Origin of the sequence: Pantoea ananatis PA13, assembly GCF_000233595.1 — a bacterium.
Classification (GTDB): domain Bacteria; phylum Pseudomonadota; class Gammaproteobacteria; order Enterobacterales; family Enterobacteriaceae; genus Pantoea; species Pantoea ananatis.
Window position 1 is genome coordinate 3159929 of sequence record NC_017554.1, and the last position, 24655, is coordinate 3184583.

Below are 24655 nucleotides of genomic sequence, written 5' to 3' on the forward strand. Positions count from 1 at the left end.
AACAGAGTAAAACGGGCGGCCAGCGAAAATGACCGCCCGTTTATTTAGCGAGGAGGTTCTTCGGTTACCGCATCAGAAGAAACCAGCTGACGGCGCTCAATAATCATGGTCTGCGGCGTGGACAGCACAATGCCCTCTTTACGCAAGCGGGTCAGAATATCGAACAGTAGATCGCTCTTCGCGCCCGCGATCTGGCGCTGACTGGCAACGTTGCCGGTGACGCTCAGCACGATACCCTGGGCGGTAAGATCTTTAAAGGATACCGAGGGTTCCGGGTTCTCCAGAATACGCTCGTTTTCCTCATAGACCTTCAGCAAAATCTCCCGCACCTGTACCGGATCGATATCCAGCGGAAACGTCAGGCTAATGGTCACCACGCCCTGCGCATTGCCCATTGTCGCATTACGTACGTTCTGAGAGATGAACTGTGAGTTAGGCACGATCACGGTGGATTTATCACCCAGCTGGATTTCCGTTGCGCGCACGTTGATGCGGCGAATATCCCCTTCAACGCCACTGATCGTCACCAAATCCCCGACTTTGACCGGACGTTCAGTCAGCAAAATCAGACCGGAAATAAAGTTTTTAACGATTTCCTGCAGGCCGAAACCGATACCGACCGACAGGGCGCTGACGATCCAGGCCAGCTTGTTCCACTGCAGCCCCATAATCGACAGCGTCAGCAAAATAATCAGGACATAGCCGACGTTGCTGAACAGCGTCACCAATGACATGCGCATGCCACTGTCCATCGTGGTCTTTGGCAGGAAGTCGTTATCGAGCCAGCGACGTACCGAGCGCAGGATGTAAATGCCGACGATCAGGCACAGCAGCGCGTTAACCAGGTGCGCCGGGACAATATTCAGGGATTCAAGGCCCTTACCGCCCCAGAACTCAATCGCCTTTTGCAGCAGCTCAATCGGTGTTGAAGAGGCAAAGGTGCCGTTAAGCAGTGCCAGCGCGACAAACATGATCAGCAAGGTTTTACCGATCGCCGCAAGAATGGTGGCGACCTGCTGCAGATGTCGCTCATCAATGTTTAGCGAGCCCTGAATACGCTTGCCCGTCGTATTATTGACAGAGAAAAGGCTTTCACAGCCGTCGTTAATCAAATGACTGAGTATGTAAAACGAACCAAACAAAATGCCACACCACACCAGCTCGTAGCTTAAAAAACGCGCCAGGGTGACGTAACCAATCACCAGCGAAGCCAGAATCGTCAGCGACGTCAGCGTCAGGGCCATCTGAATCAGCCCGACCAGCGTTGAGCGCGCTTCCGGCGGCGTGCCTTCCTGCGCCAGACGCCGACGAACGCGCTTGGTGCGCATGCTGATTGCCAGCGCCGTGCTGCCGATCAGCAATGCCGTCAGGCCGTTAGCAAAGATACTGGTATTCAGGCTGGTCCCGGCGGTGTAGTTAAAGGACTCTACCGTCTGGAAAATAAACACCAGCAAGGCGGTGATAGGTGGGAAAGGTTTCAGGGCCAGCGCCACCTCGTTCGAGATGGTGGGTAAACGCCAGCTTGGCCGACGCGTGGACAAAAATGCCCGCCCGAGCCCGGCAATCAAACCACAATAAACGCTTAATTCGACCAGACGATAAATAAAGTCCTGCACGTCGCTGGAAACTTCATCGCGGCGGGTAAAGGCCTGGGAAATAAAGGCAAAGGTCAACACCACCGCCACCAGGCTGGTCAGGGCCACGGCCGTCGCCAGAAAGCTGCGGCGCAGGCGTCCTTCCGGCAGTTTATTAATGCTGACCCAGGCTAAAAATTCTTCGCCATAGCGGCGTCCCAACGTCATCACCAGCACGGCGGCCAGCAACCAGCCTAGCGTACCCAGACGCCAGCCTGACTCCCAGGACAGCGCAGCGGTATCTTTCAGCTCATTTAAGAAATCGCCAATCTTCTCATCATCAAGATCCTGACTGCTGAATACCGGCGACCAGAAACGTGGCCCTAAAATGCTGCCAGAGTTAAGCGCCAGTTTGTTTTTCAACTGATCGCGGCGCAGATTGACGATTTGCGATGACAGCATCAGGGCGCTGTTTTTAATGCCCTCCGCCTGCTTAATCTGATCGTCGAGCTTACTTTTCTGACTTTCCAGCGCGCTACGTTTGCGCGTGACGTCTGCCGTCTCTTTGACGCCGCTTTCCGGTTTGGGGGCTGGGCCAAGCACGGCCAGCTGGGCCTCAAGCTGCTGACGGTCAGGCTGCAACGCCTGGGCCAGCGTATCCGTATTGCCTGACAGCTCCAGCGCCATTTCATTCAGCCGACTCAGCTTATTTTCATCGCTTTCAACGGAAACCTGACTTTTAATTTTGTCGAGGATTTTCTGCATCTTGGGCAGCTCGACCGAGGCGTTCACTTTCGGCTTGTCGTCAGGCTGCTGGGTAGTGGTGGCCTGAGCCGGATCGTCTGCGGCGACGCTCAGGGTGGGAACGGCGGTGAACAATGCTAAAAAAATCAGAACAATAAAGGATCGTAACGTGAGCATATGAATGAGATTCCGGCACAGTAATCAGGCGAATCACCCTCGCCATTTGCGGGTAGTTTAGGTTTTCGCCTGGCGTGAAACTATAGGAATACCGATCAATATTGGTCGGGCCGCCCGCGGCGCGGCGGCCCGACGGGATATTACTCTACTTCAGAACCGCTGGCAGCGTTGCTGGCAACCTGACCTGCTTTCTGTTTTTTATAGGCCAGCGCGGCCGCCGGAACCGGCGCCGCTTTGCCCGTTTCCAGCCAGTCGCGCAGACGGTTAGCATCGGCAAAATGGGTATATTTACCAAATGCATCCAGCACCACCAGTGCCACCGGGCGGTTTTTAATCATGGTGCGCATGACCAGGCAATGTCCCGCTTCATCGGTATAGCCCGTTTTGGTCAACTGAATGTGCCAGCCATTCTTATACACCAGATGATTGGTATTGCGGAACGGCAGCGCGTAGCTGGGATGGGTAAATACAGCGGTTTCTTCTTTGGTCGTGCTCAGCTCGCTCAACAGGGGATATTCGCGCGTGGCTTTTAACAGCTTCACCAAATCTTCTGCGCTGGAGACGTTCTGAATGGAGAGACCGGTAGGTTCAACGTAATGGGTATGGTTCATGCCCAGCGCACGCGCCTTAGCATTCATCGCCTTAATAAAGGCGTTATATCCGCCGGGATACGCATGGGCCAGGCTGGCCGCCGCGCGGTTTTCAGAAGACATCAGCGCCAGCATCAGCATGCTCCGACGGCTTATCTGGCTGTTAAGCTTCACGCGTGAAAACACGCCGCGCATCTCTGGCGTCTGACTGATATCAACCGTGACCATCTCGTTCATCGGCTGATGCGCATCCAGTACCACCATTGCCGTCATCAACTTGGTGATCGAGGCAATCGGCCGCACCCGGTCAGGGTGACTGGAAAATAACGTTTTCCCGCTCGTCAGATCGACGATCAGGGCGCTGCCTGAGGCAATTTGCGGCTGAGCAATGGGCGCCATTTGCGACAGCGTCGTGGTCGCCTGTGCTGGAAGGGAAAGAACCTGCCCGGAAACGAGCAGCGCCAGCGTTAACAGTGAAAAGCGAATTTTTGCAGGCATCGTGAAAAAAAGACCCGGTTAAGATTGTGCGCTGTGTAAACACAGGCCGCCGACGACTGAGCAGGCAGAGCGCGGGCTGGCCGCAGCATCATACTCTGAAGCGGTAAAATTATCCTGGTGAGATTGTTTCTGAGCGTTAAAAAGATGTTGCCGCCCTGCAGGCGGCAACGGCACGTTAAAACAGGTGCGGGCCATAGCCCCACAGAATCACGGTTAAGGCCAGCAACACTTCAAATACCAGCACGCCGATGGCCAGAGTGGAACTGGAAAAACGCAGGCTTTCATCCCGGTCAATGTTCAGAAACAGCGGGATGCCCACGTACAGCAGATAGCCGGTATACAGCAGCGCCAGCGCACCCGCTAATACGCACAGCCATACCAGCGGATAAAGTGCCACGAGTCCGCTTAAAAACAGCGGCGTAGCCACATAGCCCGCAAACACCGTACAGCGTTCAACGCCAGGGCGCTGCGGGTAGTCACGCGCCATCCAGTGAATAACGCGTCCCATCACCGCCACGCCGCCCAGAATCAACAGATAAAACAGAATACCCAGGCCCAGTGCTGTCAGGAAATTCAATTGTACATACTGCCCTTCACCCAGATTCCAGCCTGAGTTCGTGGTGCCGATTATGGCGCAAATAACCGGAATGGCTGCCATCAGCAGAACGTGATGAGTGTAATGGTGCGAAACCGTTTCGTTCTCTTGCTTGATATTGCGCATTTCCTGATTAGGATGCGCTAACAAACCCCAGACATGGTTCATACGCTTACTCCTCTGATGCCGTTGGGCTACCCCGTTTTGATGCAGCATCCACGTAAGGGCAGCATTGCTTACAGTATAAACGGCAAGGCAACTTCTGTGGGGCCTGCGCAAAAAAACAGCGAAAAAGATCGCTGATTAACGCTTAAACGGATGGCTTAACGAATCAGGTATAAACTGAAAGAAATTTCTTCACACAGGAAGTGCACCTTGCATTTGGATATCAACGCATTAATTACGCAGTACGGCTATCTTGCACTGTTTATCGGCTGTATTGCCGAAGGGGAAACATTTCTGTTGCTGGGCGGCGTAGCCGCGCATGAAGGATTACTGCATTACGCGGGTGTGGTACTGGCGGCGATGGCAGGCGGCATTCTGGGCGACCAGCTGCTCTTCTGGATTGGCCGGCGCTTTGGTACAGGCATCCTGCGGCGGTTTAAAAAACATCAGGACAAAATTGTTAAAGCTAACCGCCTGATTAAGCGGCGTCCCAGCCTGTTCGTGATCGGCGCGCGCTTTATGTACGGCTTTCGCCTGATTGGTCCCATTATCATTGGGGCAAGCCGCCTCAATCCGCTGAAGTTTCTGGCGCTTAACATCATTGGGGCGGCATTATGGTCACTGCTGTTTGTGACACTCGGCTATTTTGCTGGCGGAATCATTGCCCCCTGGCTGCACAAGCTTGATCAGCACTTTAAACATCTGCTGTGGCTGGCTGCCGCCGTGCTCTTTGCCTTTGGGGTTCGCTGGGCCATTCGCCACTGGAATAACCGCCGGGCCGACGATCAGTAACCCTTGAACTGGGGATTTGCCAGCATAAAGCCGCCATCGATGATAAATGACTGGCCGGTGGTATAGGTGGCCCATTCAGAGCTCAGCCAGGCCACCATGCTGGCAATTTCGTGCGTATCTCCTGGACGACCCGCAGGGATCTCAGGCATTTTGACCTTGTGCGCATCGCCATCGGTCATTTTGTTCATCGGGGTGGCGATCGCGCCTGGCGCCACGGCGTTCACCAGAATATTGTGGGGCAGCAAACTCAAGGCCATCGATTTAGTCAGCCCGCCTGCCGCATGTTTGGCCGCGGTGTAGGCAACGGAACCCGGCAGCGGAGTGTGTTCATGCACGGAGGTGATGTTGATGATACGTCCGCCCTGCCCCTGCTTGATCATATTGCGTGCCGCAACCTGGCCGCAGATAAACACGCCATCCACATCTACGCTAAATGTCTTACGCCAGTCTTCCCAGGTCACGTCCATAAAGTCCGCTTTGAAATTCGCCCCGGCATTGTTGACCAGAACATCAATGCGGCCCAGCTTGTCTATAAGCTGCTGCAGCACCTTGCCCCCTGCGGGCGGATCGGCCAGGTCGAGCTGGATCGTCTCAGCTCGCTGCCCAATCTCCGCCACCCGTTTTGCCGTGCGCTGTGCGCCTTCCTCATCAGACCGCCAGGTGATGCCAATATCAAACCCCTGCTCTGCTAACATTTCAGCACAACGACTGCCAATGCCTGAATCCGACGCGGTAACGATTGCAACTTTTCGTTGTGGTGTAGTCATGACGGTCTCCTCTGGAAGTGTATGAAAAGTATATACCGCAATGAAAATTGTGCCGTTTGCGGACGGCCCGGCGCCCGGATTAACGATCTGTGTCAGAACACAGCGCGATGAAGGCACCTGGCTATAGTTAAGGCTGACACTGACAGGGAGAAACCGATGAGTAAGGTTAAACGTAAGATTGACGACCATGGCGTAATAGGCGATTTACGCACCTGCGCCCTGGTCGCAAACGATGGCACTATCGATTATCTCTGCTGGCCGGAACTGGACAGCCCATCGGTGTTTTCCGCCCTGCTGGACAGCGACGAGGCCGGCCTGTTTTCCCTTGCACCCGACTGGCAAAACGCCCGTCGCCAGCAAATCTATCTGCCTGATACCAACATCCTGCAGACCCGCTGGCTGGCCGAAGAAGGCGTCGCCGAGATCACCGACTACATGCCGATTTGCGACCGGCAGGATAAACTGCCGCGTATCATCCGTCGGGTAAAGATGGTTCGGGGCCGGGCACGCTTTAATATGGTGTGCTCCCCGCGCCATGATTACGCCCGGGCGGACACCCGCGCTGAGGTACAGCGGGGCTGTATTGATTTTCACGCCACCGATCAGCCCTCGCTGCGCCTGGCAGCAACGGTGGTGATGACGCTGGAAGGCAATCACGCCACCGCCAGTTTTGAGCTTAAAGCCGGTGAACATGCCGAATTCGAATTTGGCAGCGTACAGGATGCCCACATCGAAAAGCTGGCCACCGCCAACTGCTTTGAAGAAACGCTGAGCTACTGGCGGGAATGGAGCAGCCGCAGCACCTATCACGGTCGCTGGCAGGAGATGGTACAACGCTCTGCGCTGGTACTTAAGCTGCTGACCTCCTGGCAACACGGCTCCATCGCCGCGGCTGCCACCTTTGGCCTGCCCGAGGAGCTGGGCGGCGAGCGCAACTGGGATTACCGCGCCTCCTGGATACGGGATGCCTCATTCAGCATGTACGCCCTGATGCGGCTGGGTTACGTGGACGAAGCCAAGCACTTTACGGAATGGGTCGGTCGCTGTGTAGAAAACAGCCACCACGATGAAATGCGGCTGCAGGTGATGTACCGCCTGGACAGCAGTACGGATCTTCAGGAGATGTCGCTGCTTAACCTCTCTGGCTATGCCAACTCCAGTCCGGTGCGCATTGGCAACGATGCCTGGCGGCAAAAACAGTTAGATATTTATGGCGAACTGATGGATGCCATCTACCTGTCCAACAAATACGGCGAGGCCATTTCTCAGCGGGGCTGGAATCATGTGTCAGAAATGCTGGACTGGCTGTGCGATAACTGGCATCAGCCCGATGCCGGCATCTGGGAAATGCGCGGCGAGCCGGAGCACTTCCTTCACTCACGTTTAATGTGTTGGGTCGCTCTGGATCGGGGCCTGCGGCTGGCAATGAAGCGTTCACTGCCGATGCCTTACGATCGCTGGGACAAAACCCGTCGCGAGATCCGCGATGATATCTGGAAGAATTTCTGGAACAGTGAACGCGGGCATTTTGTTTCGACCCGCCACGGTGAACACCTTGATGCCTCCATGCTGCTGATGCCGCTGGTGCGTTTTGTGGGCGCCACCGATCCGGACTGGATCGCCACGCTGGATGCCATCCAAGTGAACCTGGTGAGCGACGGCATGGTACGTCGTTATAACATTCACGAAACGCCAGCTGATGGGCTAACGGGCGCAGAGGGCTCCTTTGGTGCCTGCTCGTTCTGGTATGTGGAATGTCTGGCGCGTGCCGGACGCATTCGCGAGGCACATTTTGAGTTCGAGAAATTACTGAGCTACGCTAATCCGTTGGGTTTGTATGCGGAAGAGTTTGACAGTCATGGGCAGGCACTGGGAAATACGCCCCAGGCGTTGACGCATCTTGCGTTGATCAGCGCCGCGTTTTTCCTGAACCGTAAGCTAAACGGGGACGTCACGCTTTGGCAGCCATAATGGGCTGTTTTTCGCCCAAATTGGTAAAGAACAAAGGCGGATAACGCAGGCGAGTCAGGTAAAGTATTTTAAAGCGGTTAAAATCCTGATTCACAACATCAGTTTAATGAACATATAATGCGCAGCAGGTCATAGTGACCAGCATGGGTTCGATACATTGACAAGCCTGAAACATGGCGATAAAGACTTGTAAAATATGAAAAAAAGCATTCGCGCGTTCGCTTCACTTGCATTGGCTTTGGCGGCATTCAGTCAGTCAGCCCTTGCTGTTGTTTACCCGTTACCGCCGGCAAACAGCCGTCTGACCGGGCAAAATATTGAAATTACCATTCCCGAGGACAGCAAATTACCTCTGGAAGCTTTTGCAGCTCAGTTCCAAATGGGCCTCAGCAATATGCTGGAAGCCAACCCGGGCGTTGACGTTTATCTGCCAAAACCTGGCAGCAAACTGATTATCCCACAGCAGTTACTGTTACCTGACGCGCCGCGTGAAGGCATTGTGATCAACAGTGCAGAAATGCGTCTTTACTACTATCCGAAAGGCACCAAAACGGTGGTTGTACTGCCTATCGGTATCGGTGAACTGGGTAAAGACACGCCGCTGAACTGGACCACCACTGTTCAGCGTAAAAAAGATGGTCCGACGTGGACGCCAACGAAAGCGATGCACGCGGAGTACGCTTCACGTGGTGAAAACCTGCCTGCCGTGTTCCCGGCTGGTCCGGATAACCCGATGGGGCTGTATGCGCTCTATATCGGTCGTCTGTATGCCATTCACGGCACCAACGCTAACTTCGGTATTGGCCTGCGGGTCAGCCACGGTTGCGTGCGCTTACGTGCCGACGACATCAAATGGCTGTTCGATCATGTGCCGGTTGGCACGCGCGTGCAGTTTATCAACCAGCCTGTGAAAGCCTCGGTTGAGCCAGACGGTTCACGCTGGATGGAAGTGCACAATCCGCTCTCGACCACGGAAGAGCAGTTTAACTCTCGTGAGCTGGTGCCAATTACGCTGACCCAGGCCGTTGGCAAAGTTCTGGTAGACGGCAGCATCAACCAGTCTCAGGTTGATAAAGCGATTCAGAACCGCTCCGGTATGCCCGTACAGGTTAACGCGCCAGAAAACAACGTGGTGCCCGCGCCTGTTCAGGTAACCGAAGGCGAAGACGCCGAGCCGAAGGAAGAGCCGATGACGCCGGTGATGTCACAGCCAACGAATCCGGTCGCTGTGCAGCCTGAGCCTCAGCAGTCGCAACCGGCAGAACAGCAGCCGCAGGTTCAGCCTTCACAGCCTGTGCAGCCGTCACAGCCTGCGCCAGCAAGCAATGGTAATCTGTAAGGTCTGATCCTTCACTGGGTAAAAAGCCAGCGCCGGTTAACCGGGCTGGCTTTTTTTTGTGCCCTTTACAGGCTTTGTCACCGGGCGCAGCCTCTACACGCTGGGCCTTCGCAAGGCCAGCCAGCCCGCCAGCAGGGTAAACGCGAGCACGATCAGCACCAGCAGTAAAAACCCGTGCGGATTCGCTGCCAGCGGAATACCGCCTACATTCATGCCAAAAAATCCCGCCACAATATTAATTGGCAGTGCCAGAACGGTTATCACGGTTAACAGGTAGAGCGTGCGGTTACTCTGTTCCATCAGACGCGCTGCAATCTCTTCCTGCAACAGCCGGATGCGCTCCATCAGGCTGGCGAGATCGTTGAGCACCACGCTGAACTCTTCGGTAAACGCCCGCAGCTCGCGGAGCGTGTCGTGGTTGAGCCAGGCCGGAGGTCGGTTGAGCAAGCGAAACAGCGCCGCCGGTTCAGGTGCCAGGAGGCGCTGAATCCGCAACAGCATGCGCCGATAGTGCCCCAGCTCGCTGCGATTAGCTTTAATGGCGGGGCTTAAGAGGCGCTCTTCAATGTTATCGACCACCTGACTGATGCGCCGCACGACCTGTTCCAGTTGCGACTCCTGCTCACCAAGCAGATAAAGCAACAAAGCCTCTGCACTGGGAAAGCTATGCCGGGCTAACCTCTGCTGCATCTTTTCAATCATCACTGACGGGCGATAACGTGCGCTGACCACCAGGTTACGCCGGCACCATATCCACAGCGTCGCATTTTGCGTACTGCGGTTCTCCTGGTTAAGCGTGACGTCGTTGAGTACCGCCAGCAACGCGCTACTTTGCTCCGCCAGCCGGGTTCGCGGCGAGGCCGAGTGAATTTCATCGAAGAAGTCATCATCCACCTGAAAATGACTCTGCACCCAGTGCTGCGCGCGGGCATGGTTCAGATTGATATGCAGCCAGAGAAAGCCGTCATCAGGAAGATGCTCACCGAGTTTGACTGCTTCACGGGCATTCAGGCGAACAGGAAGGGCATCGGGAGAAAAGAGATAACCATGAATGAGTCCTGCCACATCATCATCAAAATCACGTTTTTGTGGGGTAAGAACAACGTCTGTCGCCATGGCTATCCTGTCAGCATCATTAATAAAGAGGTTCAGCCTGCTGAAGTTTTGTTACAGCAAAATGACCTCTCACGGCGCAGATCATTTTTTTGTCACAAAAAGCGGGTATCACACAGCGTGAAACAGATGTAAATCCGCATCTGCATCCGCTATGAGGTTTTGCATGAGCGAAAACAGTTTACCCTCTTCAGGCCCGACTCATGGACGACCCGATTTCAATGGCAAAGGTAGCCGCTTCACAAAACCGATTTTCTTTCTTCTGCTGATCGCCGGTCTGGCCTTTGCCGGATTTAACCTGTTTCATGACGTAGAAAAAACCAACACGCCGGTCACCAGTTACTTACCCTTCTTTTTATTGGGCCTCGCGCTGCTGATTGCGCTGGGCTTTGAGTTTGTAAACGGTTTTCACGATACCGCAAATGCGGTCGCGACGGTCATCTATACCCACTCTCTGACGCCCGGTGTTGCCGTGGTCTGGTCGGGATTCTGCAATTTCCTTGGCGTGATGCTCTCCAGCGGTGTGGTGGCGTTTGGTATTATTTCATTGCTGCCCGTCGAACTGATATTGCAGGCCAGCAGCGGCAACGGTTTTGCCATGATTTATGCCCTGCTCTTCTCGGCCATTATCTGGAACCTGGGCACCTGGTATCTTGGCCTGCCCTCCTCCTCCTCGCATACCTTGATTGGCTCGATCATCGGAGTGGGCGTTGCCAATGCCATGCTGCACGGGCGCAGCGGGCTGAGCGGTGTGGACTGGGAGCAGGCCCTGAAAGTCGGTTATGCCCTTCTGCTGTCGCCGGTGGTGGGATTTGTCTGCGCCGCCCTGCTGCTGTGGACGATGAAGCTGTTTATTCGTAACCGTCAGCTTTATCAGGCCCCGCAGAGCAACGAGCCGCCGCCCGTCTGGATCCGTGGACTGCTGATTCTGACCTGTACCGGCGTCTCTTTTGCCCATGGATCGAATGACGGACAAAAAGGCATGGGGCTCATCATGCTGATCCTGGTCGGCACCATGCCGATCGCCTATGCCCTGAACCGTTCCCTGCCGCCCGATCAGATCCCGCGCGTGGCCGCCCTGACCGACGTCACGGCGCGCCAGCTCCTGCACATTCAGCCTGCCACCACGCCCGCACCGGCCCCACGGGACGTGTTAACCGCGTTTGTCAGCAGCGAAAAAATGAATGCCAACGTGCTGCCGGCCCTGGCGATGACGCTGCACGACGTGGGCGAACAGATCCGCCGCTACGGCTCGATGGAAAATATCCCGGCGCAATCCGTGAGCAACACGCGCAATCAAATGTACCTCGCGTCGGAGTCCATTAAACATTTGCAAAGCGCCCACGTTGCCCTGCCGGACGACACTGAACGCAATTTAACCGCCGTGAAAACCGAGCTGGACAGCGCTACGCGCTTTATTCCTGTCTGGGTGAAGGTGGTCGTGGCGATTGCACTGGGGCTGGGCACAATGGTGGGCTGGCGTCGCATTGTGGTCACCGTGGGGGAACGTATCGGTAAAACCCATCTGACCTATGCGCAGGGTGCCAGCGCCGAACTGGTGGCGATGGTGACCATCGGTGCGGCCGACGCATTCGGTTTGCCTGTGTCCACCACGCACGTTCTCTCCTCCGGTGTGGCAGGCACCATGGCGGCGAACCGATCAGGCCTGCAAATGTCCACGCTGCGGAATCTGGCAGTGGCCTGGATATTGACGCTGCCGGTTTCAGTCTTACTTTCTGCCCTGCTCTACGGGCTGTTTATCCACATCTGACCAGGTGATTCGTTATGGCAACACACGATAACAGCTTCAACCGGGATACATTTAATCAGCGTCTGTTACAGGAGTTCTACGACAGCTACGATGAAGAACTGGAGATGGAACTCGACGACCTGCGTTTTGGCGAGACCACGCCTGACGGGAATGATGAGAAGGCCTGGCGTCGTCGCTATTTTCGCGAACTGCTGCACCTGCAGGGCGAACTGGTTAAGCTTCAGGACTGGGTGATGCGCACCGGCCATCGGCTGGTCATTCTGTTCGAAGGCCGCGACGCCGCCGGTAAAGGCGGTGTTATCAAACGCATCACACAACGCCTTAACCCGCGCACCTGCCGGGTTGCCGCCCTGCCAGCACCTAACGACCGCGAAAAAACCCAGTGGTATTTCCAGCGTTACATTGCTCATCTGCCCGCCGCCGGGGAAATGGTGCTGTTCGACCGGAGCTGGTACAACCGGGCGGGCGTGGAACGGGTGATGGGCTTTTGCAGTGAGGCTGACGTCGAGGAGTTCTATCGTAGCGTGCCGGAATTTGAAAAAATGCTGACCCGCAGCGGTATTCAAATCGTCAAATACTGGTTTTCCATTACGGACGAGGAGCAGGAACTGCGCTTTTTGAGCCGTATTCACGATCCGCTGAAGCAGTGGAAACTCAGCCCGATGGACCTGGAAAGTCGCCGCCGCTGGGAAGATTATACCGAAGCCAAAGAAGAGATGCTGAGCCGGACCCATATCCCGGATGCGCCCTGGTGGGTCGTTCAGGGCGTGGATAAAAAGCGTGCGAGACTGAACTGCATCAGCCACCTCTTGCAACAGGTGCCTTATGAAGACGCTACGCATGATGAAATTATTTTGCCACCGCGTGAACGGTCGCAGGATTACCGCCGTAATGACGTGCCGGACACGATGATCGTGCCTGAAAAGTATTAATGGCAAGCGCGGCAGGACGCTGCGCTAACCGGTTTTCACCACACTGAAGGCTTCAGAGCTGGCCTGCTCGTGCAACCGGGCATAACGGTCGATGGCCGTGGCGATATCCTGGGATGATTTTAACGCGCGAATCTCACCGAACAGCTCACCGGCTTCAACGTAGGCTTTACGTAAATACCCGAGCCACTGTTTGATACGGGCAACATGGTACATGCCGGTATCGCCCTGTTTTTCCAGCCGGGTATATTTCTGCAACAGCGCCACCACCTCCGGCCAGGGCATGGGCGCGTCATTGTATTTGATGACCCGACTCAGGTTAGGCACGTTAAGCGCGCCTCGGCCAATCATCACGGCATCACAACCGGTGGTCCGCAGGCAGTCCTGGGCCGTTTGCCAGTCCCAGATCTCGCCATTCGCGATAACCGGAATACGCAGGCGCTGACGGATGTCGCCGATGGCCTGCCAGTTGATCGCCTCGGCACGATAACCGTCTTCTTTGGTTCGACCATGCACTACCAACTCGCTGGCGCCGGCCTGCTGTACCGCATCCGCAATTTCCATACTGCGCGCGCTGGAATCCCATCCCAGCCGCACCTTCACCGTGACGGGCAACGAAGCCGGTACCGCTGCGCGCATGGCTTTTGCCGCGCGATAGATTAAATCGGGATCTTTTAACAGCGTGGCACCGCCGCCGCTGCCGTTGACCAGCTTTGACGGACAACCACAGTTCAGATCAACGCCCCAGGAGCCCAGAGTAACCGCTCGTGCGGCGTTTTCTGCCAGCCAGTCCGGATGCTGCCCCAGCAGTTGCAGACGGACCAGCGTGCCCGAGGGCGTGCGGCTGGCATGGTGCAGTTCAGGGCAGAGTCGATAAAAGGATTTTACCGGCAAGAGTTGATCCACGACGCGCAAAAATTCTGTAATGCACAGATCGTAGTCGTTGACCTCCGTTAACAGCTGGCGCACCAGAGAATCCAGTACGCCTTCCATCGGTGCTAATAAGACTCGCATGTAACACCATCTATAAAATTGTTTTTAGTTTCAATAAAACTATAGATTTCATTTAAATACCGCCTTATAATCATCTTCTTAGAATTTTGTAATGACCTATAAAAATTAGGCGATTTAATATAATTCATAATCTTATTATGCTCTATATGATTTATACCATTTTTCTCAATCAAAATATAGAGTGCCTCCAAACACCTTAAAGCTTCATACGTAGAGTTATGCTCTCTTTTAAATAGACAATCTATTAATCTCATACTTGTATCAATTGAAATTAAATTAAACTTTACACTAAGTATATTGAACCACTCATGTATCATGAATGATACATCATCAGAACTGAACTCACAGCGCCCTCCCTCTCTGTTTATAGCTTTAACTCTCCTAAGCTTTTTAAATTTATCAAAATCATTTTTTTTAAAATCAAAATATATTGATGACAAATCTATTATCTCATCAATATTAAACGCCAACACCCCTTCCACTGCCAATTTCTTTATTAAAAAATCACGTGTCACACAATAGAAAAAATCAGCCTTCCAAGTTAACAATGCCACATCATCGGGAAGTGAGTTTATAAATATTAAAGTAGACTCACACCTTTTTATCTCATGTGAATCAGGAGACATAAACTGACAACTATTCAAAAATGATGAGAGTGCATTCCCCTCATCATGTAAAACCACACCATCTCTCTTTATATGCTGCAAAAACAATGAACCTTTATCCCTCATTAAAAATAATTGTTTATTTGAGAAAAAAGAAATATTGTATCTCGTGTGTTTATATTTTTCATGAATTGATTTTCTTTGTTTGTCTGGACAAACAATCAGAAGGTCAATATCACTATACTTGTCCATGGTTCCTTTAGTTATCGAACCAAATTTTACAGTAGCGTACATGATCACGACCTCAATACGCGGTTAATAAATGCACTGACAAATAAAGACATGAAAATAAAACCGATAAGAGATTCAATAATAACAATTACTTTAGTGGTTGCTAAGGTTGGTGTTATATCTCCATATCCTAACGTAGTTACAGTAACGCATGTGAAATATAGTGCATCAATATAAGTTTCCATTTTATTATGGCTACCACTATAGAAACCATAATTATAATGGAAATTAACGATCGACATAAGTAAAATAGCACTAATAACAGTTAATAAGATCCGGCCAATTTTGAGTCCATATCCGGTAGCAAATCTATTGGTTACATTCATACACTTTTCGTACATAAATCTTAATAAGCTAATTTTTTTCGAACTATACTTATAATTAAGGTTGTATCCGAGTGCTACGTTCATTTTATATAAACTTTCTTTAGAATATTCAGGCTGCTCTTCATTTTTCGAATTCTTATATATCTCCTGGAATAAATCCACAGCTATATTGGCATCTAACTTTAATTCAAAATTAGAATTAAACTGCTTCGGGTTTATTAAACAATTTCTAATTTTAATCTTGTGCGTATTCGTACTGTAAAACTTACAATCAACAAACTCACAATTATTTAAAAAACTGCCTGCGAACAGGCACTTATTGAAAGTGCAATTAATAAAATTAACATTCTTAATTATTGTGTCTTTAAATGAAATTTCATTAAAAAATTTCCCTTTTAAGATCAAAGGTGCCTTACGATTGGATCCAAAAAATGAAGGGTAATAATTTATTGACGACCAGCCATGATCTTTCTCTTGGTGAAAGAAATCCTTTTGTGAATGTGAGTTTTTATTGTTCTCAAAAGAGAAAAAATTAGCTGCCATAAGATTCTCGCACATAATTTACAAGGAATGTATATTATATAATATATGTGCACATTATCTAAAAGACCATAATAATTGGTGGGTGTTCTTTGATAAACTTTGTCTGACCACAGTTCAGATCAACGCCCCAGGAGCCCAGAGTAACCGCTCGTGCGGCGTTTTCCGCCAGCCAGTCCGGATGCTGCCCCAGCAGTTGCAGCCGGACCAGCGTGCCCGAGGGCGTGCGGCTGGCATGGTGCAGTTCAGGGCAGAGTCGATAAAAGGATTTTACCGGCAAGAGTTGATCCACGACGCGCAAAAATTCTGTAATGCACAGATCGTAGTCGTTGACCTCCGTTAACAGCTGGCGCACCAGAGAATCCAGTACGCCTTCCATCGGTGCCAGTAAAACCCGCATTGTCAGGCGTTTCCGCTACGCTTAGGCGCTGGGCGACGTGGACGCGCGGCTGGCTTGTCAGACGGGCCCGCTGCCGGTCCCTGACGACGGGGCTGTGAACGCTTGTCCCCTTGCGGACGCGCAGCGCCTGCACCCTGTCCGCCCTGGCTGCGACCACGGCCGCGTGGCTGCTGTGACTGACGGCCATTCACGATAGGTTCCGCTTTGATGCTTGGATCCGGCTCATAGCCCGGTACGGCCAGACGCGGAATTTCACGCTTAAGCAGACGTTCAATATCGCGCAGCAGTTTGTGTTCATCCACGCACACCAGTGACAGTGCGACGCCGGTTGCCGCCGCACGGCCGGTACGACCAATACGATGCACATAGTCTTCCGCTACGTTTGGCAGCTCATAGTTTACGACGTGTGGGAGTTCTTCAATATCCAGGCCACGGGCCGCGATATCGGTAGCCACCAGCACGCGAATTGCGCCGGATTTAAAATCAGCCAGTGCGCGCGTACGTGCACCCTGACTCTTGTTGCCGTGAATCGCCGCAGCGGTAATACCGTCTTTACCCAACTGTTCTGCAAGGTGGTTAGCCCCATGCTTGGTTCGGGTAAACACCAGCACCTGCTGCCAGTTACCTTCGCCGATCAGCTGCGACAGCAGTTCCCGTTTGCGTTTCTTATCAACAAAATGCACCTGTTGAGAAACCTGCTCCGAAGCGGTGTTGCGGCGTGCCACTTCCACCTGCTCCGGGTTATGCAGCAGTTTTTCTGCCAGGGTTTTAATCTCGTCCGAGAAGGTGGCAGAGAACAGCAGGTTCTGACGTTTGGCAGGCAGTTTTGCCAGCACACGGCGAATATCGTGGATAAAGCCCATATCGAGCATACGATCGGCCTCATCCAGAACCAGCACTTCCACCTGAGAGAGGTCAACCGCGTTCTGATGGACCAGGTCCAGTAAACGGCCCGGTGTTGCCACCAGAATATCGACCCCGCCGCGCAGCTTCATCATCTGCGGGTTAATGCTGACACCACCAAACACCACCAGCGAACGAAGCGGTAAATACTTACTGTATTCAACAACGTTTTCCCCGACCTGAGCGGCCAGTTCACGGGTAGGCGTGAGGATCAGCGCACGCACCGGACGACGTCCACGTACTGCGCCGGTATTCGCCGACAGCTTCTGTAGTAAAGGCAGCGTGAATCCGGCCGTTTTGCCGGTGCCGGTCTGCGCACTTGCCAGCAGATCGCGGCCGGACAGCACCACAGGAATCGCCTGGCGCTGGATAGGAGTCGGTTCGCTGTAGCCTTGCTCAGCAACCGCACGCAAAATATCGGCACTCAGGCCGAGAGAGTCAAAAGACATGACGAGTATTACTCCGGTCCACTCTGACCGTGTTTCACGGTGTAGTTTTCAGAGGGATAGTGACGCCAGCTGACGCTGACGCGTGAAAAGGGTGCAAACTACGATGCATAAGCGGCGGAGTGTAACAGCTTTAACGTTCCTGTGCGAGATAGCTCACAATTGATTACAAACGGCCTAAACAACAAAGCCACCTTACGGTGGCTTTGGTTATCGGACGGTTCAGTTAACTGCGTTTTTTCTCAATGCGTCGTGCAGGCTCTTTGGCCAGCAGAGAAACCAGTGCCGGGCCCAGTAGCATAACCATGCCCAGGCTGGCCAGCAGCAGATTGTTGTGGAAAATGCGAGAGACCAGGAACAGCGTCATCATTGCAGCGCCGAAGTAGTAGGTGGTCGTCGCCTCTTCGAGGTAATCACCGAGGGTACGCAAACGGGCACTACGCTGCGTGATCAGCATGGCGATAAACACCCCTGCATACGTCACCACCAGGGTACTGCACACTTCGACCAGTGCTTTGTGTTTCCAGCCCCATACCAGCGCGGCAATCACCAGCAGGTGCATAGCGATATGGGCCCAGGTTTGACCGGTAATAATTTGAAAGCGATTAGACAATTTCATTTTTTCTCCTGCAGACCTGGCGGGTTGCCTGAATGCAACCGGATCCGGCCAGGGACGGTTTCATCAATGTAAAGCAAATATCAGATAACGCCTTATTTATTCCTCTTCTTCACCCTCCATTTGTGACAAAGACTACACTTTGTGGTTGATGAAGATGAAAAGGAGCGCGTCGCGAGTATGCCACAAATCCAGCAAGGATTTTCATTTAAAGTCCTGACGATCAATACCCATAAAGGTTTTGCCCCGTTTAACCGACGCTTCATCTTGCCAGAATTGCGCGAAGCCGTACGCGCAACGTCGGCAGATATCGTCTTGTTGCAGGAGGTGATGGGAACACATGACATCCATCCTCTGCAACATGAAAACTGGCCCAATACCTCACATTACGAGTTTCTGGCTGACACCATGTGGAATGATTTTGCCTATGGGCGTAACGCAGTCTATCCGGAAGGACACCACGGCAATGCCGTGCTGTCGCGCTTTCCCATTGCCGAATATCAGAACCGCGATGTCTCGGTGGCCGGTAGTGAAAACCGGGGCATGCTGCACTGCCAGATTACGCTCCCCGCGCCCTACGGTACGCTGCACGTTATCTGCGTTCACCTGGGTCTGAAAGCGGCCCACCGTCGCGCCCAAATGGCAATGCTGAACGAGATGGTGCTGGCCCTGCCGCCGGATGCGCCCGTGGTGGTGGCTGGCGATTTTAACGACTGGCAGGGACGCGCCAATAAAATCCTGCAAAAAGGGGCCGGGCTAAAAGAGGTATTCAGCATCAAACATGGGCGACCGGCACGCACCTTCCCGGCCCGCTTTCCTCTTCTACGACTGGATCGTATTTATGTTCGCAACGCCACGGTGAGTCATCCCTGGGCGCTGCCGCGTAAACCCTGGTCACACCTTTCCGATCACGCGCCGCTGGCGGTGGAGATCCATCTATGAATTTTGACTGGCAAAACGGCAATAAACTGCGCCTGCTGGAAAATGGGGATACGTTTTTCCCCCGGGTTTTTGGCGCAATTCAGCGTGCCGAGCGCAGTGTGCTGTTGGAAACCTTTATCCTGTTTGAAGACGATGTCGGTAACGCTTTACACCGCGAGTTGCTGGCCGCAGCACAGCGCGGCGTCAAGGTTGAAATGATGGTGGATGGTTACGGATCGTCGGAGCTGTCAGACGACTTTGTGAACAGCCTTACCCAGGCGGGCGTCCGTTTTATTTACTACGATCCGCGTCCGCTGGTGATGGGCATGCGTACCAACGTCTTTCGCCGCCTGCATCGCAAAACCGTGGTGGTTGACGGGGTTATCGCCTTTGTCGGCGGGATTAATTTCTCCGCCGAGCACTACACCGACTATGGCCCTGAAGCCAAACAGGATTACACCGTTGAGGTGAAAGGGCCGGTAGTGGCGGATATTACCCGCTACCTGCAAGAGGCAATCGGCAGTCAGGCCACCACCCGCCGCTGGTGGGGACAGCGCTCACATCGTCCGGCTAAGAACGCCCTGCCCGGCGACGCGCAGGTGCTCTTCGTGTATCGCGATAATGATGATCACCGGGACGATATTGAACAGCACTATCTGGATATGCTGCGCAGTGCCAAACAGGACGTGATTATCGCGAATGCCTATTTTTTCCCCGGCTACCGACTGTTGCGGGAAATGCGCAATGCGGCACAGCGCGGGGTTCGGGTGCGTTTGATTGTGCAGGGCGAGCCAGATATGCCGATTGTGAAAGTGGGCGCAGAGCTGCTCTATAACTATCTGGTGGATGCTGGCGTGGAGGTCTACGAATACTGCCGTCGTCCGCTGCACGGTAAAGTGGCGGTGAAAGATCAGCAGTGGGCGACAGTCGGCTCCAGCAACCTCGATCCCTTAAGTTTATCGCTAAACCTCGAAGCGAACCTGATCATTCACGATCGCCACTTTAATGAGACATTACGCGACAATCTTGAGCATTTACTGGCAGAAGATTGCCAGCGCGTTCAGGAGGATAAACTGCCGCCGCGTAACTGGTGGCAGTTGTCGAAAAGCGTCGTAGTGTTCCACTTCCTGCGCCACTTTCCTGCAATCGCCGGCTGGCTTCCGGCACACACGCCAAAACTGGCCCAGGTTGACCCGCCCGTGCAGCCTGAAATGGAGACGCAAGATCGCGTCGAAGCCAACAATGAAGGAGCGAAATCCTGATGGCAAACACGCATCCGCGCTGGAAACTGGCAAAAAAAATACTCACCGGCCTGTTCTTCGTGGCCGTCATTCTGCTGCTGGTCATCTATGCACGCAAGGTGAACTGGGATGACGTCTATAAAGTTATCGTCAACTACAACCGTTTCGTGGTGCTGACCGCCGCAGGCCTGGTGATCGTCAGCTACCTCGTGTATGGCTGTTACGACCTGATTGGTCGCGCCTACTGCGGTCATAAACTGGCCAGGCGCCAGGTGATGCTGGTGTCGTTTATCTGCTATGCCTTTAACCTGACCCTCAGTACCTGGGTTGGCGGCGTGGCTATGCGCTATCGACTTTACTCACGCCTTGGCCTGGACAGCGGTACCATTACGCGCATTTTCTCACTTAGCATTGCCACCAACTGGCTGGGCTATATCCTGCTGGCGGGCGTCGTTTTCAGCGCGGGCATGGTTTCCATTCCCAGCGGCTGGTTTATTGGCGAAACCACGCTACGGCTGATCGGGGTTGTCTTGCTGGTGCTGGTCGCCTTCTACCTCTGGTCCTGTGCCTTTTCGAAACGTCGCCGCTGGACGGTCAAAGGCCAGACGTTACAGCTGCCTTCATTACGTATGGCGCTGTTTCAGTTTGCCGTTTCCTGTGCCAACTGGATGGTGATGGGCACCATTATCTGGTTGCTACTGGGCCGGGATGTGGGCTATCCGATGGTGCTGGGGGTTTTATTGATCAGCAGTATCGCTGGCGTGATTATTCATATTCCGGCGGGGATTGGCGTGCTTGAGGCGGTGTTTTTAGCGCTGTTGAGCGGCGAAGATCTCTCTCACGGTACCATTATTGCCGCCCTGCTGGCCTACCGGGTGCTCTACTTTATTTTGCCCCTGCTGCTGGCACTGGTGCTGTACCTGGGGCTGGAGAGTCGCGCTAAGCATATGCGGCATAAAAACGAACAGAAACTGCAGAAGTCGTAACCGGGGAGCGGCTGCTCTGGCAAACCAGAGCAGCCCGTTTTTTAGCGGCGATTGCCGAAAATACGCAGCAGCATCAGGAACAGGTTGATGAAGTCAAGGTAGAGCGTCAGCGCGCCCATGATCGAGTAGCGACGCAGGTTTTCCGTGTCGCGCGCATCAATCTGCTCGCCAATGTTTTTCAGTTTCTGCGTGTCATAGGCCGTCAGGCCCACAAACACCACCACGCCAATGTAGGTAATCGCCCACATCAACGCCGGGCTTTTCAGCCAGAAGTTCACCAGCGATGCCAGCAGAATACCGATCAGCGCCATAAACAGCAGGCTGCCCAGGCGGCTCAGATCGCGCTTGGTGGTGTAGCCATAGAAGCTCATGGCACCAAACATCCCCGCCGTGACAAAGAACGTACTGGCAATGGAGGAATAGGTGTACACCAGGAAGATGCTGGCCATGGTTAACCCGGTCAGGGCCGAGTAGAGCATAAATAACCCGGTCGCTACGGCACCGCTCAGGCGATGGACCATGCCAGAGAGGAAGAACACCAGCGCCAGCTGCACAATAATCAGGCCGAAGAAGGTAATGCGGTTTGCAAACACCAGCTCCATCACCGCCGGCGTGCGGGCGGCAAACCAGGAGACAAACGCGGTGAGTAATAAACCACAGGTCATCCAGCCATAAACCTGTGCCATGTAAGCCTGCAACCCGCGAGATGCAGGCTGAACTATTGAATCATTCTGTGGATATCGGTCCATGATGCACCTCTTGTTGAACAAATGGGTTATTCCCCTGACAGGGGAGCCTGGTTAAGTGTGGCACAGCTCTGTTCAACTGCGCCACAACGCCGTGCTTATTGACGTTTCATGCACTGCTGATAACGACCGTCCACGCGCTGAGCAAACCACGCGGTGGTTAAATTGCGGGTGATTTTAGGGCTTTCAAGCTTAATGCCCGGCAACATTTCACGGGGCAGGCGCCGTCCGGCCATTTTATCTGCCAGCGCAAAGACCTGCTTCCACACGTCGCTGTTGCTGAATTCGGCCTTTTCGCCCTGCTCAAGATCGTCGCGAATTTCGCTGTTGCTCATATCCAGGCGTTTCGCCAGGGTGCGCACCGCCAGCTCCGTCGATCCCGCCTTGTCTGAGCCGTACTGAATGAGATCGCCATCCAGCGCCAGTTTCATGCCTGTCGCACGAGAGACTGCCGCCTGGAAAGCGGCATTGCGGCTGGCGTACCAGCCCGCGTTATAGTCCGCAAAGCGGTAAAGTGGCTTGCTGTAATCGGTGGGATAACCGAGCAGGTGCATCGTGCCGAAATAAACGCCGCCATGGCGGGTGAAAACCTCACGGCGGATGGAGCCGTCAACCGGCCATGGGTAGCCTTTGGCATGGGCTTCGGCAAACGCGATGCTCACCTGCATCGGCCCGCCGGTATGCACGGGGTTAAGGTTGCCAAACAACGTCTGCCCCATGGGCACCATCTCGATAAAGTCGTCGAAAATATCGCTCAGATCTTTTTCACTTTTGGCTTTATCCAGCCGCGCGGCATAGCTTTCGCCGTTGCTGGATTTGATGAGCAGCGCTGTGCGCACTAAAAACGCCGGCACGTGAACCTTCGCCGCGCGGCGGTCGATCTCGTCCCAGGCGATTTTTGACATGCCGGGCACGTTACCGCTGGCGTCAAAACCCGACTCCTGTCCTGCTACGGCAATGACCGCGCACAGGTTGCTGTCGCTGGCCTCAAGCCCCTGGGTGCGGAATGAGGTATAGATATCATCTGCCCAGCCTGATTTATTACTGACGTTGGCAGGCAGCAGGCGTTGGATCTGCGCTTTTACATCCTCAGGCTGCTTTGCAGGCGCTTCCGGCGTTTTTTTACTGCTACAGCCCGCCAGGATCAGCACGGCAAGCAGCGTCAGGCGTTTGGGTAAAGAAGTGAATGACATACCTGTCCTCTGAGGGGAAAAAGAGTAGCTTAACATTGCCCCGCTTCGCAGAGCAGGGTGGATTATCTGAACTCAGGTTATCGCTTTTCGCGCAACTGGCGGAAAAGGGATCTGTGATGTCAACGCGCTGGACGGTAACGTGATGCCGTTGCAACGCGACGAGGGCGGCGGCGAGCACGCGTAGGGAAAGATCCGGTTTGCCCCCGCAGCGCAACGCTCGCCCCTAATCCCAGCGCTGAGCGGCCTCATGATCGCTGTTGCGCGCATCCACCCAGCGGTCGCCCTGTTCGGTGGTTTCACGTTTCCAGAACGGAGCGCGGGTTTTCAGGTAGTCCATAATAAACTCCGCGGCGGCAAACGCGCTGCTGCGGTGTGCGCTGGTGACGCCAACAAACACAATTTCATCGCCGGGGAAGAGTTCACCAATGCGGTGAATCACGGAAACCCGCTGCAGCGGCCAGCGCTGGCGTGCGTCATCAATGATTTCCTGCAGCGCCTTTTCCGTCATGCCGGGATAATGCTCCAGCGTCAGGGCCGCCACATCATCCCCCAGATTATGATTGCGCACTTTGCCGGTAAAGGTCACCACAGCGCCGTCTTCTGGACATCCCGCCAGCCACTGGTACTCCTGAGCCATATCAAAGGCAGCCGGGCCCACCCGAATTTGCGTGTTCATTTATCCTCCCGTCACCGGCGGAAAAAAGGCCACTTCATCCCCGTCCTTTAGGGGATGATGCAGTGCGGTGAGCGTCTGGTTAACTGCGGCGAGTAAACTTTCGCTGTCCAAGGCCAACGCCCAGCGTTCGCCCCGCTGCGCCAGAGCAGCCCGCAGCGCCGCCACATCGGGGTAATCCGAAGCCAGGGTGAGCGAATCGGTGCCCACCAGTTCCCGCACCTGAGCAAAAAACAGCACCTTAATCATGGGCAACCGCCTGAAAATCGCCGCTTTTGCCGCCGCTTTTGTGCAGCAGGCGCAGTTGGTCGATGACAATGTCTTTTTGTACCGCCTTGCACATGTCATAGATGGTCAGCGCGGCTACGGAGGCCGCCGTCAGGGCTTCCATTTCTACCCCGGTTTTCCCGGTGAGCCGACACAGTGACGTAATGCGCACCCGGTTCCACGCTGGCTCAGCCACCAGCGCGACTTCCACTTTGCTCAGCATCAGCGGATGGCAAAGGGGGATCAGCTCCCACGTGCGTTTTGCCGCCTGAATACCGGCGATGCGCGCCGTCGCGAACACGTCACCTTTGTGGTGACTGCCCTCAATAATCATCTGTAAGGTTTCCGGCTTCATCAGCACCAGCACTTCAGCCTGTGCCTCGCGCACTGTGTCGTTTTTAGCGGAAACATCCACCATATGGGCTTCGCCAGCGGCGTTAATGTGGGTAAGTTGTGACATGC

The 24655-nt window shown here is 53.9% G+C and carries 23 protein-coding genes and 1 pseudogene; 8 read left to right on the top strand and 16 right to left on the bottom strand.

Annotated features, from left to right (window positions below):
* Positions 1-44: 44 nt before the first annotated feature.
* From PAGR_RS14860 to PAGR_RS14870, 3 genes are all read right to left on the bottom strand, one after another.
* Entirely contained in the window at positions 45-2495 is a 2451-nt protein-coding gene (locus PAGR_RS14860) for a DUF3772 domain-containing protein (protein WP_014606259.1), read from the bottom strand.
* Positions 2496-2635: 140 nt separating this feature from the next.
* Positions 2636-3583 (bottom strand): D-alanyl-D-alanine endopeptidase, encoded by a 948-nt coding sequence (gene pbpG / locus PAGR_RS14865; protein WP_014606260.1) that lies wholly within the window; start codon positions 3581-3583, stop codon positions 2636-2638.
* A 175-nt stretch (positions 3584-3758) separates the two neighbouring features.
* Positions 3759-4346: a Yip1 family protein gene (locus PAGR_RS14870; RefSeq protein ID WP_013025130.1), complete on the bottom strand. Its 588-nt coding sequence runs from the start codon at positions 4344-4346 to the stop codon at positions 3759-3761.
* A gap of 207 nt (positions 4347-4553) precedes the next feature.
* Here PAGR_RS14870 and PAGR_RS14875 point away from each other — a divergent pair, with 207 nt between their 5' ends.
* Entirely contained in the window at positions 4554-5135 is a 582-nt protein-coding gene (locus PAGR_RS14875) for a DedA family protein (protein ID WP_014593240.1), read from the top strand.
* On the opposite strand, the gene PAGR_RS14880 is transcribed toward PAGR_RS14875, so the two are convergent.
* On the bottom strand, positions 5129-5902 hold the full coding sequence (locus PAGR_RS14880) for an SDR family oxidoreductase (protein ID WP_014606261.1): 774 nt from the start codon (positions 5900-5902) through the stop codon (positions 5129-5131). The two genes, PAGR_RS14875 and PAGR_RS14880, sit on opposite strands and share 7 nt — an antisense overlap.
* A 156-nt stretch (positions 5903-6058) precedes the next feature.
* Here PAGR_RS14880 and PAGR_RS14885 point away from each other — a divergent pair, with 156 nt between their 5' ends.
* The gene (locus PAGR_RS14885) at positions 6059-7873 is read left to right on the top strand and encodes a glycoside hydrolase family 15 protein (RefSeq protein ID WP_014606262.1); all 1815 of its coding nucleotides are present in this window, start codon (positions 6059-6061) and stop codon (positions 7871-7873) included.
* 196 nt (positions 7874-8069) lie between these two features.
* Positions 8070-9212, top strand: a complete 1143-nt coding sequence (locus PAGR_RS14890; RefSeq protein ID WP_014593237.1) for a L,D-transpeptidase family protein — start codon at positions 8070-8072, stop codon at positions 9210-9212.
* A gap of 93 nt (positions 9213-9305) precedes the next feature.
* On the opposite strand, the gene PAGR_RS14895 is transcribed toward PAGR_RS14890, so the two are convergent.
* Entirely contained in the window at positions 9306-10328 is a 1023-nt protein-coding gene (locus PAGR_RS14895) for a transporter (RefSeq protein WP_014606263.1), read from the bottom strand.
* 163 nt (positions 10329-10491) lie between these two features.
* On the opposite strand from PAGR_RS14895, the gene PAGR_RS14900 reads away from it, so the two are divergent.
* Both PAGR_RS14900 and ppk2 read left to right on the top strand, forming a co-directional pair.
* A complete protein-coding gene (locus PAGR_RS14900) occupies positions 10492-12096 on the top strand; it encodes an inorganic phosphate transporter (protein WP_014606264.1) in 1605 nt (534 codons plus the stop codon).
* 14 nt (positions 12097-12110) lie between these two features.
* Positions 12111-13028 (top strand): polyphosphate kinase 2, encoded by a 918-nt coding sequence (ppk2, locus tag PAGR_RS14905; RefSeq protein ID WP_013025123.1) that lies wholly within the window; start codon positions 12111-12113, stop codon positions 13026-13028.
* Positions 13029-13052: 24 nt separating this feature from the next.
* On the opposite strand, the gene dusC is transcribed toward ppk2, so the two are convergent.
* The 6 genes and pseudogenes from dusC to PAGR_RS14935 all read right to left on the bottom strand — a co-directional run bounded on the left by dusC (position 13053) and on the right by PAGR_RS14935 (position 18169).
* Positions 13053-14039, bottom strand: a complete 987-nt coding sequence (gene dusC, locus PAGR_RS14910) for a tRNA dihydrouridine(16) synthase DusC (RefSeq protein ID WP_014606265.1) — start codon at positions 14037-14039, stop codon at positions 13053-13055.
* Entirely contained in the window at positions 14024-14938 is a 915-nt protein-coding gene (locus PAGR_RS14915; RefSeq protein WP_014606266.1) for a nucleotidyltransferase domain-containing protein, read from the bottom strand. Before PAGR_RS14915 ends, dusC begins: the two co-directional genes overlap by 16 nt.
* Positions 14939-14940: 2 nt before the next feature.
* Positions 14941-15804 (bottom strand): potassium channel family protein, encoded by an 864-nt coding sequence (locus PAGR_RS14920; RefSeq protein WP_014606267.1) that lies wholly within the window; start codon positions 15802-15804, stop codon positions 14941-14943.
* A 106-nt stretch (positions 15805-15910) separates the two neighbouring features.
* Positions 15911-16201, bottom strand: a pseudogene (locus PAGR_RS14925) (tRNA-dihydrouridine synthase); the annotation flags it as partial.
* A gap of 2 nt (positions 16202-16203) precedes the next feature.
* Positions 16204-17553 (bottom strand): ATP-dependent RNA helicase RhlE, encoded by a 1350-nt coding sequence (gene rhlE / locus PAGR_RS14930; protein ID WP_014593234.1) that lies wholly within the window; start codon positions 17551-17553, stop codon positions 16204-16206.
* Between the two features lie 223 nt (positions 17554-17776).
* A complete protein-coding gene (locus tag PAGR_RS14935) occupies positions 17777-18169 on the bottom strand; it encodes a YbhQ family protein (protein WP_013025119.1) in 393 nt (130 codons plus the stop codon).
* A 177-nt stretch (positions 18170-18346) separates the two neighbouring features.
* Between PAGR_RS14935 and PAGR_RS14940 the strand changes: the two genes are divergently transcribed.
* Genes PAGR_RS14940 through PAGR_RS14950 form a run of 3 tightly spaced genes read left to right on the top strand, consistent with a single transcriptional unit; the run spans position 18347 to position 21314 of the window.
* The gene (locus PAGR_RS14940) at positions 18347-19108 is read left to right on the top strand and encodes an endonuclease/exonuclease/phosphatase family protein (RefSeq protein ID WP_014593233.1); all 762 of its coding nucleotides are present in this window, start codon (positions 18347-18349) and stop codon (positions 19106-19108) included.
* On the top strand, positions 19105-20349 hold the full coding sequence (clsB, locus tag PAGR_RS14945) for a cardiolipin synthase ClsB (RefSeq protein ID WP_014606268.1): 1245 nt from the start codon (positions 19105-19107) through the stop codon (positions 20347-20349). Before PAGR_RS14940 ends, clsB begins: the two co-directional genes overlap by 4 nt.
* The gene (locus tag PAGR_RS14950; protein WP_014606269.1) at positions 20349-21314 is read left to right on the top strand and encodes a lysylphosphatidylglycerol synthase domain-containing protein; all 966 of its coding nucleotides are present in this window, start codon (positions 20349-20351) and stop codon (positions 21312-21314) included. The genes clsB and PAGR_RS14950 overlap by 1 nt, the downstream gene beginning before the upstream one ends.
* Positions 21315-21355: 41 nt before the next feature.
* Here the strand turns inward: PAGR_RS14950 and PAGR_RS14955 are convergent, their stop codons facing one another.
* The 5 genes from PAGR_RS14955 to moaC all read right to left on the bottom strand — a co-directional run bounded on the left by PAGR_RS14955 (position 21356) and on the right by moaC (position 24653).
* Complete coding sequence (locus PAGR_RS14955) at positions 21356-22063, bottom strand: Bax inhibitor-1/YccA family protein (RefSeq protein ID WP_014593230.1); 708 nt, start codon at positions 22061-22063, stop codon at positions 21356-21358.
* Between the two features lie 95 nt (positions 22064-22158).
* Complete coding sequence (locus PAGR_RS14960; protein ID WP_014593229.1) at positions 22159-23253, bottom strand: DUF1615 domain-containing protein; 1095 nt, start codon at positions 23251-23253, stop codon at positions 22159-22161.
* A 223-nt stretch (positions 23254-23476) separates the two neighbouring features.
* A complete protein-coding gene (moaE, locus tag PAGR_RS14965) occupies positions 23477-23929 on the bottom strand; it encodes a molybdopterin synthase catalytic subunit MoaE (RefSeq protein WP_014593228.1) in 453 nt (150 codons plus the stop codon).
* Positions 23930-24175, bottom strand: a complete 246-nt coding sequence (gene moaD, locus PAGR_RS14970; RefSeq protein ID WP_014606270.1) for a molybdopterin synthase sulfur carrier subunit — start codon at positions 24173-24175, stop codon at positions 23930-23932.
* Entirely contained in the window at positions 24168-24653 is a 486-nt protein-coding gene (gene moaC, locus PAGR_RS14975; protein ID WP_014593226.1) for a cyclic pyranopterin monophosphate synthase MoaC, read from the bottom strand. Before moaC ends, moaD begins: the two co-directional genes overlap by 8 nt.
* Positions 24654-24655: the final 2 nt, after the last annotated feature.

Coding starts and splice junctions, on each gene's coding strand:
- PAGR_RS14860 (WP_014606259.1), bottom strand. CDS start 2,495: ATGCTCACGTTACGATCCTTTATTGTTCTGATTTTTTTAGCATTGTTC.
- pbpG (WP_014606260.1), bottom strand. CDS start 3,583: ATGCCTGCAAAAATTCGCTTTTCACTGTTAACGCTGGCGCTGCTCGTT.
- PAGR_RS14870 (WP_013025130.1), bottom strand. CDS start 4,346: ATGAACCATGTCTGGGGTTTGTTAGCGCATCCTAATCAGGAAATGCGC.
- PAGR_RS14880 (WP_014606261.1), bottom strand. CDS start 5,902: ATGACTACACCACAACGAAAAGTTGCAATCGTTACCGCGTCGGATTCA.
- PAGR_RS14885 (WP_014606262.1), top strand. CDS start 6,059: ATGAGTAAGGTTAAACGTAAGATTGACGACCATGGCGTAATAGGCGAT.
- PAGR_RS14890 (WP_014593237.1), top strand. CDS start 8,070: ATGAAAAAAAGCATTCGCGCGTTCGCTTCACTTGCATTGGCTTTGGCG.
- PAGR_RS14895 (WP_014606263.1), bottom strand. CDS start 10,328: ATGGCGACAGACGTTGTTCTTACCCCACAAAAACGTGATTTTGATGAT.
- PAGR_RS14900 (WP_014606264.1), top strand. CDS start 10,492: ATGAGCGAAAACAGTTTACCCTCTTCAGGCCCGACTCATGGACGACCC.
- ppk2 (WP_013025123.1), top strand. CDS start 12,111: ATGGCAACACACGATAACAGCTTCAACCGGGATACATTTAATCAGCGT.
- dusC (WP_014606265.1), bottom strand. CDS start 14,039: ATGCGAGTCTTATTAGCACCGATGGAAGGCGTACTGGATTCTCTGGTG.
- PAGR_RS14915 (WP_014606266.1), bottom strand. CDS start 14,938: ATGTACGCTACTGTAAAATTTGGTTCGATAACTAAAGGAACCATGGAC.
- PAGR_RS14920 (WP_014606267.1), bottom strand. CDS start 15,804: ATGGCAGCTAATTTTTTCTCTTTTGAGAACAATAAAAACTCACATTCA.
- rhlE (WP_014593234.1), bottom strand. CDS start 17,553: ATGTCTTTTGACTCTCTCGGCCTGAGTGCCGATATTTTGCGTGCGGTT.
- PAGR_RS14935 (WP_013025119.1), bottom strand. CDS start 18,169: ATGAAATTGTCTAATCGCTTTCAAATTATTACCGGTCAAACCTGGGCC.
- PAGR_RS14940 (WP_014593233.1), top strand. CDS start 18,347: ATGCCACAAATCCAGCAAGGATTTTCATTTAAAGTCCTGACGATCAAT.
- clsB (WP_014606268.1), top strand. CDS start 19,105: ATGAATTTTGACTGGCAAAACGGCAATAAACTGCGCCTGCTGGAAAAT.
- PAGR_RS14950 (WP_014606269.1), top strand. CDS start 20,349: ATGGCAAACACGCATCCGCGCTGGAAACTGGCAAAAAAAATACTCACC.
- PAGR_RS14955 (WP_014593230.1), bottom strand. CDS start 22,063: ATGGACCGATATCCACAGAATGATTCAATAGTTCAGCCTGCATCTCGC.
- PAGR_RS14960 (WP_014593229.1), bottom strand. CDS start 23,253: ATGTCATTCACTTCTTTACCCAAACGCCTGACGCTGCTTGCCGTGCTG.
- moaE (WP_014593228.1), bottom strand. CDS start 23,929: ATGAACACGCAAATTCGGGTGGGCCCGGCTGCCTTTGATATGGCTCAG.
- moaD (WP_014606270.1), bottom strand. CDS start 24,175: ATGATTAAGGTGCTGTTTTTTGCTCAGGTGCGGGAACTGGTGGGCACC.
- moaC (WP_014593226.1), bottom strand. CDS start 24,653: ATGTCACAACTTACCCACATTAACGCCGCTGGCGAAGCCCATATGGTG.